We start from the raw sequence: 14,238 nt of genomic DNA on the forward strand, positions 1-14,238 counted from the left end.
AAGAAGATTCTGGCCGATCCTAGGCGCCTGCCGCCGGCAGTTCGGCCTGCGTGCGGTCGTTGCGAAGCGCCAGGGTCCACATCCGCAGCGCACGGGCTGCGAAGATGCCGCTCCCGCCGCCATAGAGCGCGCTGATGCCGAGCGCGAAAGCCGCCTGCTGCTTGAGTTCGGGATGCATCGCGAGCAGCACGCCGACCGCGTACTTGGTGAAGAAGATGCCCATCATGAGCGCCAGCGGCACCGCACTGCCGGCGACCTGGAACCGGCGCGCCGCGGCGTCGTAGCGCGTGCCGGCGGGCAGCGGCCTCTGCAGCACGGTCCAGAGCATCAGCGCCGCCGCCCCGGCCCAGGCCATGAGCGCCATCGGCGAATCGCCGAAGCCGGAAAGAACGCCGTAGACCGACAAAGCGGTCATGGCGATCGGCATGAGGGCGATGCGGGTCAGGCTCACGCCACCGGCGAACAATTGCTTGGCGCCGAGCCACACGAGCATGGCGAAAAGCGCGAACACCCAGCGGGGGGTATGGGCCAGGATCTGGGCGAGCATCAGCATGTCGTTTCTCCGGGAAGTGGGGTCGGAAGTCGTCGATGGAGCGGACTGTGCCGGCCGGCCGCGGCGCCCGCCACGCCCTTGCGACGAAGCGCATCCGGACGGCGCGAGTTGCAATCCGTCGTCGCCGGATGCATAGGTCAACGCCGGCTTTACCGCGGCTTTACGGTTCGTAAGGACGGAGCGCTACGATTCGGCGCTCCACTCAGGGCTGCCTCCGTACTGCCCCTTTTTCGTCCGATGTCTTCCCCCACCCCCGAGCCTCCTGACGCCATCCCCGCCGGCCAACCCGTTCCTCGGCCGCCATCGCGCCGCCGGCTCTGGCTGGGCAGCCTGGCCGCACTGGTGCTGGTGCTGGCCCTGGGCGGCGGTGCCTGGTATCTGATCAAGCGCTCGAACGAACCGGCCGCCGGCCGTGGCGGCTTCGGCGGCGCGAGCTCTACCGTCGGCCACGCGGCTGCGCGCCGGGCCGAACTGCCGGTGACCATCGAGGCGCTGGGCACGGTGACGCCGCTGGCGACCATCACCCTCAAGCCGCAGGTCGGCGGCGTGCTCACCGAGGTGCTCTACACCGAGGGCCAGACCGTCACCAAGGGCCAGCTGCTGGCGCGCATCGATCCGCGCCCCTACGAGCAGGCGCTGATGCAGGCCCAGGGCACGCGCGTGCGCGACGAGGCGCAGCTCGAGGCCGCGCGCGTGACGCTGGCGCGCTACCGCACGCTGCTCACCCAGGATTCGATCGCGCGGCAGGACGTCGACACCCAGGCCGCGCTGGTCAAGCAACTCGAAGGCACCGTGACCACCGACCGCGCGTCCGAGGCTGCCGCCAGGCTCAACCTCGACTACACGCGCATCACCGCGCCGGTGGCCGGGCGCATCGGCCTGCGCACGGTCGACCTCGGCAACACGGTCACGGCCAATGCGAGCACCGGCATCGCGGTGATCACGCAGATGAACCCGATCGACGTGCAGTTCGCGGTGCCGCAGGACCGCCTGCCAGACATCCAGGCCCAGCTCGCCAAGGGTGTGCCGCTCACGGTCAAGGCGCTGGACCGCACGCGCAGCGCGACGCTCGACACCGGCACCTTCTCCACGCTCGACAACGTGGTCGACACCAGCACCGGCACCGTGAAGGGCAAGGCGCGCTTCGGCAATGTCGCCGTCACGCTGTTCCCGAGCCAGTTCGTCAATATCCAGATGACGCTGCGCACCGTGAAAGCGATCGTGGTGCCGGTGACGGCGGTGCGCACGGGGCCCAACGGCAACTACGTGTACGTGATCAACGAAGACCGCACGGTTTCGATGCGCGCCGTCAAGCGCGGCGAGTCCACGGTCGACGTGGTGGCGATCACCGAAGGCCTCGAGGCCGGCGAGAACGTCGTGACCGAAGGTGGCGACCGCATCAAGGACGGCGCCCGCGTGCAGCTCCAGGGCGACAAGCCGGTGACCGGCCCGCGCCCCGGCGCTTCCGGCCCTAGAGGCCCGCGCGGCGAAGGCAGGCGCCAGCGGCCCGCGTCACCCTGAACGAGGTGCTCTGAATGAGCCCTTCACGTCCTTTCATCGAGCGGCCGGTGGCGACCGCGCTCCTCATGGTCGCGATCGTGCTCGCGGGCCTGGTGGGCTTCCGCTTCCTGCCGCTGGCAGCCCTGCCGCAGGTCGACTACCCGACCATCCAGGTGCAGACGCTCTACCCGGGCGCCAGCCCCGAGGTGATGAGCCGCACCGTCACCGCGCCGCTGGAGCGCCAGTTCGGCCAGATGGCGGGGCTCGATCGCATGAGCTCCACCAGCTCGGCCGGCGTGTCCATCGTCACGCTGCAGTTCGCGCTCGACCAGACGCTCGACGTCGCCGAGCAGCAGGTGCAGGCCGCCATCAACGCCGGTGGCTCGCTGCTGCCGGCAGATCTGCCGGCGCCGCCGGTCTACGCCAAGGTCAACCCGGCCGACGCGCCGATCCTCACGCTGGCCGTGAGCTCCGAAACCATGCCGCTGACCGAGGTGCAGAACCTCGTGAACACGCGGCTGGCGCAGAAGATCAGCCAGGTGAGCGGGGTCGGGCTGGTCTCGCTCTCGGGCGGGCAGCGGCCCGCGGTGCGCATCCAGGCCGACACCAATGCGCTGGCCTCGGTCGGCATCGGGCTGGACACGCTGCGCACCGCGATCGCGGCGGCCAATGCCAACAGTGCCAAGGGCAGCTTCGACGGCCCGAAGCGCGCCTACACCATCAACGCCAACGACCAGCTGGTGGCGGCGGCCGATTACAAGAACCTGATCGTCGCCTGGAAGAACGGCGCGCCGGTGCGCATGAGCGACGTCGCGCGCGTGGTCGACGGCGCCGAGAACACGCAGCTCGGCGCGTGGGCCGCGCAGCGCAGCGAGAAAGCGAAGGACGACAACAGCACGGCGGCGCTGTACCCCGCCATCATCCTCAACGTGCAGCGCCAGCCGGGCGCCAACGTGATCGGCACGGTCGACGCGATCAAGAAGCAGCTGCCCGATCTCGAAGCCTCGCTGCCCGGTTCGCTCAAGGTCGAGGTGCTGAGCGACCGCACCACCGGCATCCGCGCCTCGGTGCACCACGTGCAGCTCGAGCTGGCGCTGGCGGTAGTGCTGGTGGTGCTGGTGATCTTCTTCTTCCTGCACAGCCTGCGCGCCACCGTGATCGCGAGCGTCGCGGTGCCGATCTCGCTCATCGGCGCGCTGGGGCTCATGTACCTGCTGGGCTACAGCCTCAACAACCTGAGCCTGATGGCGCTGACCATCGCGACCGGCTTCGTGGTGGACGACGCGATCGTCATGATCGAGAACATCGCGCGCTACCTGGAGGAGGGCGATCCGCCCTTCAAGGCTGCGCTCAAGGGTGCGACGCAGATCGGCTTCACCATCATTTCGCTGACGGTGTCGCTGGTGGCGGTGCTGATTCCGCTGCTCTTCATGGGCGACGTGGTGGGCCGGCTGTTCCGCGAGTTCGCGGTCACGCTGGCGATCACCATCCTCATCTCGGCCGTGGTCTCGCTGACGCTGGTGCCGATGATGTCGGCGCGTTGGCTCAAGCCGCAGGCGGAAGAGGGCGGGCGCTTCGGCGCGCGGGTGCAGCAGTTCATCGATCGCGTGATCGCGCGCTACGACGGCTGGCTGCAATGGGTGCTGCGCCATCAGCCGCTGACGCTGGTGGTGGCGCTGCTCACGCTGGTGCTCACCGTGCTGCTCTACATCGCCATTCCCAAGGGCCTGTTCCCGACCCAGGACACGGGGCAGCTGCAGGCGCGCATCGAGGCGGCGCAGGACGTTTCGTTCGTGCGCATGGCTGAGCTGCAGCAGGCCGCGGCCAACGCGATCCTGGCCGACCCGGAGGTGCGCAGCCTGAGCTCGGTGGTGGGCGTGGACGCGGCCAACAACACGGCGCTCAACACCGGCCGCATGCTGGTGAACCTGCGCGCCGACCGCGGCAACCAGGAAGAGACCATGCAGCGCCTGCGCGAGCGCGTGCGCGCGGTGGCCGGCGTGGCGCTCTACCTGCAGCCGACGCAGGACCTGACCATCGATGCCGAGACCGGCCCGACCGAGTTCCGCGTCTCGCTCGAAGGCGTGGACACTACGACCGTGAACGAATGGGCGAGGAAGCTGGTGGAGCGCCTGCGCACAGTGCCGCAGGTGCGCAACCCGATCACCGATGCGGGCGCGCAGGGGATGGCCGCCTACGTGGACATCGACCGCAACACCGCTTCGCGGCTGTCGGTCACCGCCAGCTCGGTCGACGATGCGCTCTACAGCGCCTTCGGCCAGCGCATCGTGTCGACCATCTTCACCGAGACCAACCAGTACCGGGTGATCCTCGAGGCCCAGCGCGAGGCGCTGTCTTCGCCGCAGGGCCTGGGCAACCTGCAACTGCGCACCGGCGCGGGCACGCCGACGCCGCTGTCCTCGCTGGCGACCGTGCGCGAGCAGCTCGCGCCGCTGCAAGTCACGCGGGTCGCGCAGTACCCGGCCGCGACCGTGGGCTTCGACACCGCCTCGGGCGTGTCGCTCGGCAAGTCGGTCGCGGCGATCCGCGCCGCGGCCAAGGACATCGCGTTGCCCGCCAGCGTGGGCATGACCTTCCTCGGCGCGGCAGGGGCCTACGAGAAATCGCTGACCAACCAGCTGTGGCTGATCCTCGCGGCCGTGGTGTGCGTGTACATCGTGCTGGGCGTGCTCTACGAGAGCTACATCCATCCGCTGACGATTTTGTCGACGCTGCCTTCTGCCGGTGTCGGGGCGTTGCTGGCGCTGATGGTGACCGGCAACGACCTCGGCGTGATCGGCATCATCGGGATCATTCTGCTGATCGGCATCGTGAAGAAGAACGCGATCATGATGATCGACTTCGCGATCGATGCGGAGCGCCGTCAGGGCAAGTCGCCGCAGGAGGCGATTCACCAGGCGGCGCTGCTGCGCTTCCGGCCCATTCTGATGACCACGCTGGCGGCCTTGTTTGCCGCCTTGCCCTTGATGTTCGGGTGGGGCGAGGGGGCTGAATTGCGGCGTCCTCTGGGTTTGGCGATCTTCGGCGGGCTGGTGGTGAGCCAGGTGTTGACGCTGTTCACGACGCCGGTGATCTATCTTGCCTTTGATCGGATGGGGCGGAGATTCGGAGGAAAGCGTGAAGCAACGCATTCCGCTTGAGCCCCGTGCCCTCGCCCCCGCCCTCTCCCAGAGGGAGAGGGAGTAAGGCATGAACCTCTCCAAGCCCTTCGTCGAACGCCCGATCGCCACGGTCCTGCTGACGATCGGCGTCGCCCTGGCCGGCATGGTGGCCTTCTTCGTGCTGCCGGTCTCGCCGCTGCCCCAGGTCGACTTCCCCACCATCTCGGTCCAGGCCAGCCTCGCCGGTGCCAGCCCGAGCACGATGGCATCGAGCGTTGCCACGCCGCTGGAGCGCCGGCTGGGCATCATTCCCGGCGTCAATGAACTGACCTCGACCAGCTCCAACGGATCGGCGCGCATCACGCTGCAGTTCGACCTCAAGCGCAACATCGACAGCGCCGCGCGCGAGGTGCAGGCGGCCATCAACGCGGCGCGCGTCGATCTGCCGGCCACGCTGCGCAGCAACCCGACCTACCGCAAGCGCAACCCGACGGCGGCGCCGGTCATGATCCTTGCGCTGACTTCCAAGACGCGCACGCCGGGCCAGATCTACGAGGCGGTGTCGAACATCGTGAGCCAGCGCCTGTCGCAGGTCGAGGGCGTGGGCGAGGTCGAGATCGGCGGCGGTTCGCTGCCTGCGGTGCGGGTCGAGCTCGAGCCCTTCGCGCTCAACCGCATGGGCATCAGCACCGAGGACGTGCGCGCCGCGATCCAGGCCAACAACGCGAACCGGCCCAAGGGCGCGATCGAGAGCGGCGACCGCCGGCTGCAGGTCTACACGCCCGCGGCGGGGCGACGCGCCGACGATTACCGCGACCTGGTGATCGCCTGGCGCAACAACGCCGCGGTGCGCCTGGGCGACGTGGCGCGCGTGATCGACAGCGTCGAGAACACGCGCACGCTGGGCCTGTTCAACGGTGCACCTGCCGTGGTCGTGCTGCTGACGCAGGAGCCCGGCGCCAACATCATCGAAACCGTGGATGGCGTGCGCAAGCTGCTGCCCGAACTGCGCGCGCAACTGCCGCAGGACATCGACATCCAGGTCGCGTCCGACCGCACCAACTCGATCCGCGCCTCGCTGCGCGAGATCGAGTTCACGCTGATGGTCTCGATCGTGCTGGTGGTGCTGGTGGTGGGCCTGTTCCTGCGCAAGGCGCGCGCCACCATCATCCCGGCGGTGGCGACCGTGGTCTCGCTGCTGGGAACTTTCGGCGTGATGCACCTCTTGGGCTACAGCCTCAACAACCTGAGCCTGATGGCGCTCACGGTGGCCACCGGCTTCGTGGTGGACGATGCCATCGTGGTGCTGGAGAACACAGCGCGCCACGTCGAGGCCGGCATGAACCGCATGGAGGCGGCGCTGCGCGGGGCGCGCGAAGTCGGCTTCACGGTGCTGTCGATCAGCCTCTCGCTGGTGGCGGTGTTCATTCCGCTGCTGTTCATGGGCGACCAGGTCGGCCGGCTGTTTCGCGAGTTCGCGGTCACGCTGTCGGCGTCGGTACTGATCTCGCTCGTGATCTCGCTGACCACCACGCCGATGATGTGCGCCATGCTGCTGCGCAGCGAGGCGGAAGAGGGGCCGGCCAAGAAGCCCGGGCGCGTGCGCGCCTGGCTCGGCAGCCGCGCCGAGCGTGCCTGGCAGTGGACCCTGCGCACCTACGCCCACAGCCTGGACTGGGCGCTCGCGAGCAAGGGCGTCGTGATGGTGGTGCTGCTGGCGGTGATCGGGCTCAACGTCTATCTCTTCAATGCCATCCCCAAGGGCTACTTCCCGCAGCAGGACAACGGCCAGCTCAACGCGGGCTTGCGGGCCGACCAGAGCATCTCGTCCGCGGCGGTCGCCGAGAAGCTGCGCCAGGCCGTGGAGATCATCCGCAAGGACCCGGCGGTCGACACCGTGGTGGGCTTCTCGGGCGGCGGCCGCGCGGGCGGCGGCTTCATGTTCGTGAACCTCAAGCCGGTGTCCGAGCGCACCGAGAAGACGGCCGCGGTGATCGACCGCCTGCGCCCGCAGCTCAACCAGCTCACCGGCCTGCGCGTGTTCCTGAACCCGGTGCAGGACCTGCGCATGGGCGGGCGCTCCAGCAACTCGAGCTACCAGTACACGCTCAAGAGCGACAACCTGAACGACCTGCGCGCCTGGTCGACCAAGCTGGCCGAGCGCCTGCGCCAGGAGACCACGCTGACCGACATCGACAGCGATGATGCCGACAACGGCGTCGAGACCTACGTCGAGGTCGATCGTGATGCCGCGGCGCGGCTCGGCGTGACCTCGAGCGCGGTCGACAGCGCGCTCTACAACGCCTATGGCCAGCGCTCGGTGGCCACCATCTACGACGAGCTCAACCAGTACTCGGTGATCATGGAATGGGCGCCGCGCTTCCAGCGCGCGCCGATCGCGCTCAAGGACCTGTACGTGCCTTCGACGCTGAACACCACCACCACAGCGAGCGGCGCGACCAGCACCAGTTCGCTGCAGGCCACCACCGACGCGACCACCGGCACATCGACCACCACCTCGGCCAACCCGGCGTCGCGGACCTCGTCGGCCGGCCAGCAGATCGCGACCAGCACCACCAACATGGTTCCGCTCTCGGCCTTCGCCAAGCTCAGCGAGCGGGCGGTGCCGACCTCGATCGACCACCAGGACACCGAGCTCGCGAGCACCGTCTCGTTCAGCCTGGCCGAAGGCGTGAGCCTGGCGCAGGCCAAGCGCATCGTCGCCCAGGCCGAGGCCGACATCGCGATGCCGGTCAACGTGCGCGGCAGCTTCCAGGGCACGGCGCTGGCGGCGCAGCAGTCGCAGGCGCAGCAGCTCTTCCTGATCCTCGCGGCGCTGATCGTGATCTACATCGTGCTCGGCGTGCTCTATGAGAGCCTGGTGCATCCGGTCACGGTGCTGACCACGCTGCCTTCGGCCGGCGTCGGCGCGGTGCTGGCGCTGCTGCTGTTCCGCATGGAGTTCTCGATCATCGCGCTGATCGGCGTCTTCCTCCTGATCGGCATCGTCAAGAAGAACGCGATCCTGATCATCGACTTCGCGCTCGAGGCCGAGCGCGCGCGCGGCCTGAGCGCGGTCGAGGCGGTGCGCGAGGCCTGCCTGCTGCGCTTCCGCCCGATCCTGATGACCACGCTGGCGGCCGCGCTCGGCGCGCTGCCGCTCGCGATCGGCTTCGGCCAGGGCGCGGAGCTGCGCCAGCCGTTGGGCGTCGCGATCATCGGCGGCCTGATTGCGAGCCAGCTGCTGACGCTTCTGACCACGCCGGTCGTCTACGTGCTGCTCGACAAGCTGCGCCGGCGCCCGGCCAACGAAAAATACCTGAGCCGTGCCGCGAGCTCGGCATGAAGACCTGATGACGAAGAACAGAAGAACCCATCTGGCCCTGGCGCTTGCGGCCCTGCTCTCGGGCTGCGCCATCGGCCCCGCCTACGAGCAGCCCTCCACGTCCCAGCCCCCCGCATGGAAGGAGGCGGCTGCCGCCGAAGGCTGGCTGCCCGCCGCCCCGGCCGACGCGCTGGACCGCGGCGAGTGGTGGAAGCTGTTCGGCGACGCGGGCCTCGACGAGCTCGCGGCGCGCGTGCAGGTTTCGAACCAGAACATCGCCGCCGCCGTGGCCAACTATGCGCAGGCTCAGGCGCTGGTGCGCGAGCAGCGCGCTGCGCTGTTCCCGACCGTCACCGCGGACGGCAGCGCCCGCCGCTCCGGCGCGCGCAACACCTCGCCCACGACCGCGACCAGCGCCTCGCTGCAGGCCGACTGGGCGCCCGACGTCTGGGGCCGGCTGCGCCAGGCGGTCAGCGGTGCGCAGGCCAGCGCCCAGGCCAGCGAGGCCGACCTGGCCTCGGCACGCCTTTCGGCCGTGGGCGAACTCGCGACCAACTACTTCGCGCTGCGCGAAGCCGATGCCGAGCTGCAGCTGCTGGCCGTGACGCTCGAAGGCTACGAGCGCAGCCTGGGGATCGCGCGCAACCGCTACAACGCCGGCATCGCGGCCCAGACCGACGTGCTGCAGGCGCAGACGCTCTACGTCAACACCCAGGCCGAGCGTGTCGCCCTGCAGCGCACCCGCGACACGCTGGAGCATGCGATCGCGGTGCTGGTCGGGGCCGCGCCGGCCGAGTTCGTTCTGCGCCCGGCCGACTGGACGCCCGTCGTGCCCGGCATCCCCGCCGGCGTGCCCTCGACCCTGCTGCAGCGCCGGCCCGACATCGCCGCGGCCGAGCGCGCGGTGGCGACCGCCAACGCGCAGATCGGCATCGCCCGCTCGGCCTACTTTCCGAGCCTGACCCTGAACGCCGCGCTCAGCAGCAGCGCGAGCCGGGTCGGCGACCTGTTCAATGCCTCGAACATGCTCTGGTCGCTGGGCCTGTCGGTCGCGCAGACGGTGTTCGATGCCGGCGCCATCGGCGCGCGCGTCGATGCGGCCAAGGCGGCGCACGAGGCGGCCGTGGCGAGCTACCGCCAGACCGTGCTCACTGCATTCCAGAACGTCGAAGACCAGCTCACCGCAGGCGCCAGCCTCGCGCAGCAGGAGGGCTTGCGCCGCGAGGCCTCGGCCGCGGCCGACCTCACCGAGCAGCAATTCCTCAACCGCTACCGACAGGGCCAGGTGAGCTACACCGACGTGGTGACGGCGCAGGTCTCGGCGCTCAACGCGCGGCGCACGTTGCTGCAACTGCAGGTCAATCGGCAGAGCGCGGCGGTGGCCCTGATCCAGGCGCTGGGCGGGGGATGGCAGGCGGAATGGGCCGATTCGCAGCCTCGGACGCCGGCTGGCGGCTGAGCTTGCCCGGCCCGGCGCGCGCCGGGAGTCCCCCTCGACGTGGGTAGGCCATTGGCTGCAGGGCTATGCCTGCGCCCATGCGCCCATGCGCCAATGGGCCAGCGCGGCGGCGCGCGGCTACATCCGATGTCTGCAGCGGACCGGCCTTGTGCACGATAGGCGCACCCCAGGAGACTCCCGACACTGCCTCCGAGCATTCGCCGAATGCACTACGAGAGGAGTCAGCCCATGCAGTTCGATCTCGAGGGTTCCGAAGGCCTGTTTCCGTTCGCGCCGCCGGATCCGTTCCCCTTTCCGCCGCCGTTTCCGGAACCGGGGCCCCGTTGGCCGCCCGACCGCTTCTTCCCGCCGCGCGAACTCGAACAGATCCGCTGGCCGATCAAGTACGGCCCGGCGCAGGTCAACATCCTGGTGGTGATCGACAGCGGCGGCGCATACGACGTTGCGACCGATTTCGGACTTGGCATCATGCTGCGGGACGCTTTCAATGTCGGCATGCCCGGTGGAACGCCGTTGCCGGCCGATCACCCGGCGTACGCGCGCTTCGCCTTCACGCTGGCGCACCGTTCGAACGGCGCGGGCACCACGCCCGGTTTCGATTCCTTCACTTTCAGCGACGCGAAGCTGGCGCCGTTCCACGAGGTCTGGCTGTTCGGGATCAGCGCCTCCGCGCCGTACCTGCAGGGGGCCGAGCTCGCCGCGCTGACGAAATTCATGGACAACGGCGGCGGCGTGCTCGCCATGGGTGACCACGAAGACCTGGGCCTCGGGCTGTGCGGCAACGTGCCGCGCGTCAAGAGCATGCGCAAGTGGTGGTTCGACGCGCCGCTGCCGCCGGGCGAACTCAAGGCGCCCGACTCGACCGATCTCACGCGCAACGACACCGTGCAATTGATCGCCGGCATCGACCCGGGCTTCGGAGGCCAGAGCGATTCCACGCCGCAGCCGATTTATCCCAGCTACAGGTACGGCCACAACTGGTGGCGTCCCTGGCGGCGCTATCGCTATCCGCACCCCGTGCTGTGCGGGCCGCGTGGCGCGATCACCGTATTTCCCGATCATCCTCACGAGGGCGATTGCATCGCGCCAGCGGCGCTCGATCCCGCTCAGTATCCGGGCGGCGTGGCGCCGGAGGTCATCGCTCGCGGCCGCAACGTCGTTGGCAGAACGAAGGGCGGCTACACGATCACCGACCCGCGACAGTTCGGGCTGCTGGGCGCTTACGACGGCCATCGGCCCGCAGCCGGCGTGGGCCGGGTGCTGGTCGACTCCACCTGGCATCACTGGTTCAACATCAACCTGATCGGCCTCGACAACGTGCCGCACACCACGGCCTACAAGGACATCCTGGCCTTTTTCCGCAATGTTGCCGTCTGGCTGGCGCCGCGGGAGCGGCAGAAGCGCATGCGCCTGACTGGCCATGTCCTCGGCCTCTTCACGCCGTACATGATCGAGCGGACGCTGACGGTTCGTGACTTGCGGCCGGAGATGTTCTATCCGATCGGCATCGAGGCCCGCGATGCGCTCGGTCGAATCGCGCCGCAGTGCCAAGTGGACATCTGGCTCTTCGAGCTGCTTGCGCCCCATCTGCCTCTCCTGCGCAGGCGCATCGAGCCGCCTGTCCCGGGCGAGCTGCCCGATCCATGGGAGTCCCTGGTGCTGGATCGCGTCGCGATGACGGCCCTGGGCGGCGCGATGGCGTCACTCGCGCTGGCGGCGCGCGAGAGCGACTACCGCGATGGCGACGCCGTGATCAAGTCGGCGGAAAAAATCATCGACAACGGGCTGCGCGAAGGGTTGGCCTACGCCGAGAAGGACCTGGCGATGATGGGCAAGAGGCTGGACGCGGCCGTCGGCAGCGCGCTGCTGCCGAAGAAAAAGGTCGACAAGAAGCCGAAGAAGAAATAGAAGGCCGCCGCGAGAGGCGCCGGTTCACCCGCCACGCGGCCGCGGCGCCTGCAGGTAGGCACCCGATTCGAAGAGCTGCGACTCGGCCTCGTCGATGCTCCGGATCACCGGCTTGCCGGCGCGGCTGGCCAGCATCTCCACCAGCGCCTCGGTGACGGCCACGCCCGCCGCGACCGAGGGAAAGAAGGACGGGCTGTCGATCGCGAACAGCAAAGTCTCGTCCGCCAGCAGCGACAACGGCGAGGCGATGCTGTCCGTGATGGCCACGATGCGGCAGCCCACCGCCTTGGCGGCCTGCGCGACCTGCAGCGCTTCGCGCGAGTAGGGCACGAAGCTGGCGACCACCAGCGCGTCGCCCTTGGCGAAGGCGCGCTGCTGCATCTCGAGCGAGCCGCCCTGGCCGTCAACCAGATGCACGCTCGAACGGAACATCCGGTAGACGTAGACGAAGGAGAAGGCGATCGGAAAGCAGGCGCGAAAGCCCGCCGCGTGCACGGCGTTGGCCTTCTCCAGCACCGCGCAGGCCTTCTGCAGCGCCGCCTCGCTCTGGCGATGCGTGTTCTCCAGGTTGCGCCGCTGCACCTCGAACATCTCGCCGGCCAGGCCCTGGTCCTTGGCGCGGCCGATCAGGGTCTTGGCGCGCGCGCCGTAGGCGTCGGACGAGCCCAGGCCCATCTCCGCGGCCACCGCGTCCTTGAACTGCGGCCAGCCCGCGTAGCCCAGGAGCTGCGCAAAGCGCACCAGCGTGGCCGGCGTGCTGCCGGCGCGCGTGCCGACGCTGCGCATCGAGCTTGTCACCACGTCGTTCGGATGGTCGAGCACGTACTTGGCGACCTGCTGCAGGGCAGGGCTCAGGCTCTCGTAGCGCTGGCGGAGATCGTCCTTGACACCCATGGTTTGTCTTTCGTCGTTGGAACGAATGTACCGGATGGAACAGCGGTGTTTCATGGACTTCTTGACGGAACAAATGTTCCAAACAATAATTCCGTCAATACATTAGTTCCAGACCTCGAACCGCATGACGCACGTCTTCCACCGCCACCTCCGTCACACGCCGCAGCTCGCCGTCGCCGCCCAGGGCATGACGATCCGCGACGCCGAGGGCCGGGAGTACCTCGATGCCTCGGGCGGCGCGGCGGTCTCCTCGCTGGGCCACGGCCATCCGGACGTGATCGCCGCGATGCATGCGCAGATCGACAAGCTCGCCTACGCCCACACCAGCTTCTTCACCAGCGAGGTCGCCGAGCAGCTCGCCGACGAGCTGATTCGCACCGCGCCCGGGGGCATGAGCCACGTCTACCTGGTGAGCGGCGGCTCGGAGGCCGTGGAGTCGGCGCTCAAGATGGCCCGCCAGTACTTCGTCGAGATCGGCCAGCCGCAGCGCACGCATTTCATCGCGCGCCGCCAGAGCTACCACGGCAATACGCTGGGCGCGCTCGCGGTCGGCGGCAATGCGTGGCGGCGCGCGCCCTTCGCGCCGATCCTGGTGCCGGCCACCCACGTTTCGCCCTGCTATCCCTACCGCGAGCAGCGCGCCGACGAAACGCCCGAGCAGTACGGGCAGCGCCTGGCTCATGAACTCGAAGCGGCAATCCTCGGGCAGGGGCCCGACAGCGTGATCGCCTTCGTCGCCGAAACGGTGGGCGGCGCGACCGCCGGCGTGCTGACGCCGGTGCCCGGCTACTTCAAGGCGGTGCGCGAGGTCTGCGACCGCTACGGCGTGCTGCTGATCCTCGACGAAGTGATGTGCGGCATGGGCCGCACCGGCACGCTCTACGCGAGCGAGCAGGAGGGCGTGGTGCCCGACCTCGTGACCATTGCCAAGGGCCTGGGCGGCGGCTACCAGCCGGTCGGCGCGGTGCTGGCGCAGCGGAAGATCGTGGAGGCGATGTCGCAGGGCAGCGGCTTCTTCCAGCATGGCCACACCTACCTCGGGCATCCGGTGGCCTGCGCCGCGGCGCTGGCGGTGCAGCAGGTGATCCATCGCGACGGGCTTCTCGCCAAGGTGCGCGCGGACGGCGAGGCCTTCGGCGCCATGCTGCGCGAGACGCTGGGCGCCCATCCGAACGTGGGCGACATCCGCGGCCGCGGCTTCTTCTGGGGCGTGGAGCTGGTGGCCGAGCGCGCGAGCAAGGCGCCTTTCGCGCCGGCGCTGAACCTGCATGTGCGCATCAAGAAGGAGGCCATGGCGCAGGGCCTCCTGTGCTATCCCTTCGGCGGCACGGTCGACGGCAAGCTCGGCGACCACGTGCTGCTGGCACCGCCTTTCATCGCGACGCGGCAGGACCTGCGCGAGATCGCGACGCGGCTCGCGGCGTCCATCGACGCCGTCGTACGCGCCATCTGATTTCTTCCACCCTTCCGAGGAGCT

General features: G+C 69.1%; 8 protein-coding genes. 6 read left to right on the top strand and 2 right to left on the bottom strand.

Annotation, left to right across the window (positions count from 1 at the left end):
• Positions 1–19: 19 nt before the first annotated feature.
• Complete coding sequence (locus tag ACSQ9I_RS10300; RefSeq protein ID WP_436315734.1) at positions 20–547, bottom strand: DUF6622 family protein; 528 nt, start codon at positions 545–547, stop codon at positions 20–22.
• A 243-nt stretch (positions 548–790) separates the two neighbouring features.
• Here ACSQ9I_RS10300 and ACSQ9I_RS10305 point away from each other — a divergent pair, with 243 nt between their 5' ends.
• The 5 genes from ACSQ9I_RS10305 to ACSQ9I_RS10325 all read left to right on the top strand — a co-directional run bounded on the left by ACSQ9I_RS10305 (position 791) and on the right by ACSQ9I_RS10325 (position 11,867).
• Positions 791–2,074: an efflux RND transporter periplasmic adaptor subunit gene (locus ACSQ9I_RS10305; RefSeq protein ID WP_436313108.1), complete on the top strand. Its 1,284-nt coding sequence runs from the start codon at positions 791–793 to the stop codon at positions 2,072–2,074.
• A 14-nt stretch (positions 2,075–2,088) separates the two neighbouring features.
• Entirely contained in the window at positions 2,089–5,214 is a 3,126-nt protein-coding gene (locus ACSQ9I_RS10310) for an efflux RND transporter permease subunit (RefSeq protein WP_436313109.1), read from the top strand.
• A gap of 49 nt (positions 5,215–5,263) precedes the next feature.
• Entirely contained in the window at positions 5,264–8,521 is a 3,258-nt protein-coding gene (locus ACSQ9I_RS10315) for an efflux RND transporter permease subunit (protein WP_436313110.1), read from the top strand.
• Between the two features lie 7 nt (positions 8,522–8,528).
• Complete coding sequence (locus ACSQ9I_RS10320) at positions 8,529–9,959, top strand: efflux transporter outer membrane subunit (protein ID WP_436313111.1); 1,431 nt, start codon at positions 8,529–8,531, stop codon at positions 9,957–9,959.
• 228 nt (positions 9,960–10,187) lie between these two features.
• Positions 10,188–11,867 (top strand): hypothetical protein, encoded by a 1,680-nt coding sequence (locus ACSQ9I_RS10325; protein WP_436313112.1) that lies wholly within the window; start codon positions 10,188–10,190, stop codon positions 11,865–11,867.
• A 24-nt stretch (positions 11,868–11,891) separates the two neighbouring features.
• Here the strand turns inward: ACSQ9I_RS10325 and ACSQ9I_RS10330 are convergent, their stop codons facing one another.
• On the bottom strand, positions 11,892–12,761 hold the full coding sequence (locus ACSQ9I_RS10330; protein WP_436303489.1) for a MurR/RpiR family transcriptional regulator: 870 nt from the start codon (positions 12,759–12,761) through the stop codon (positions 11,892–11,894).
• A 124-nt stretch (positions 12,762–12,885) separates the two neighbouring features.
• On the opposite strand from ACSQ9I_RS10330, the gene ACSQ9I_RS10335 reads away from it, so the two are divergent.
• Positions 12,886–14,214 carry an aspartate aminotransferase family protein gene (locus tag ACSQ9I_RS10335; RefSeq protein WP_436313113.1) on the top strand — a complete coding sequence of 443 codons (1,329 nt, stop codon included), beginning with the start codon at positions 12,886–12,888 and terminating at the stop codon, positions 14,212–14,214.
• Positions 14,215–14,238: the final 24 nt, after the last annotated feature.

The organism is Variovorax sp. LjRoot84 (genome assembly GCF_964254305.1).
GTDB lineage: Bacteria > Pseudomonadota > Gammaproteobacteria > Burkholderiales > Burkholderiaceae_C > Variovorax.

What these genes read in the sequence shown, in the direction of transcription:
- ACSQ9I_RS10300 (WP_436315734.1), bottom strand. Translation starts at nt 547, where the DNA reads ATGCTCGCCCAGATCCTGGCCCATACCCCCCGCTGGGTGTTCGCGCTT.
- ACSQ9I_RS10305 (WP_436313108.1), top strand. Translation starts at nt 791, where the DNA reads ATGTCTTCCCCCACCCCCGAGCCTCCTGACGCCATCCCCGCCGGCCAA.
- ACSQ9I_RS10310 (WP_436313109.1), top strand. Translation starts at nt 2,089, where the DNA reads ATGAGCCCTTCACGTCCTTTCATCGAGCGGCCGGTGGCGACCGCGCTC.
- ACSQ9I_RS10315 (WP_436313110.1), top strand. Translation starts at nt 5,264, where the DNA reads ATGAACCTCTCCAAGCCCTTCGTCGAACGCCCGATCGCCACGGTCCTG.
- ACSQ9I_RS10320 (WP_436313111.1), top strand. Translation starts at nt 8,529, where the DNA reads ATGACGAAGAACAGAAGAACCCATCTGGCCCTGGCGCTTGCGGCCCTG.
- ACSQ9I_RS10325 (WP_436313112.1), top strand. Translation starts at nt 10,188, where the DNA reads ATGCAGTTCGATCTCGAGGGTTCCGAAGGCCTGTTTCCGTTCGCGCCG.
- ACSQ9I_RS10330 (WP_436303489.1), bottom strand. Translation starts at nt 12,761, where the DNA reads ATGGGTGTCAAGGACGATCTCCGCCAGCGCTACGAGAGCCTGAGCCCT.
- ACSQ9I_RS10335 (WP_436313113.1), top strand. Translation starts at nt 12,886, where the DNA reads ATGACGCACGTCTTCCACCGCCACCTCCGTCACACGCCGCAGCTCGCC.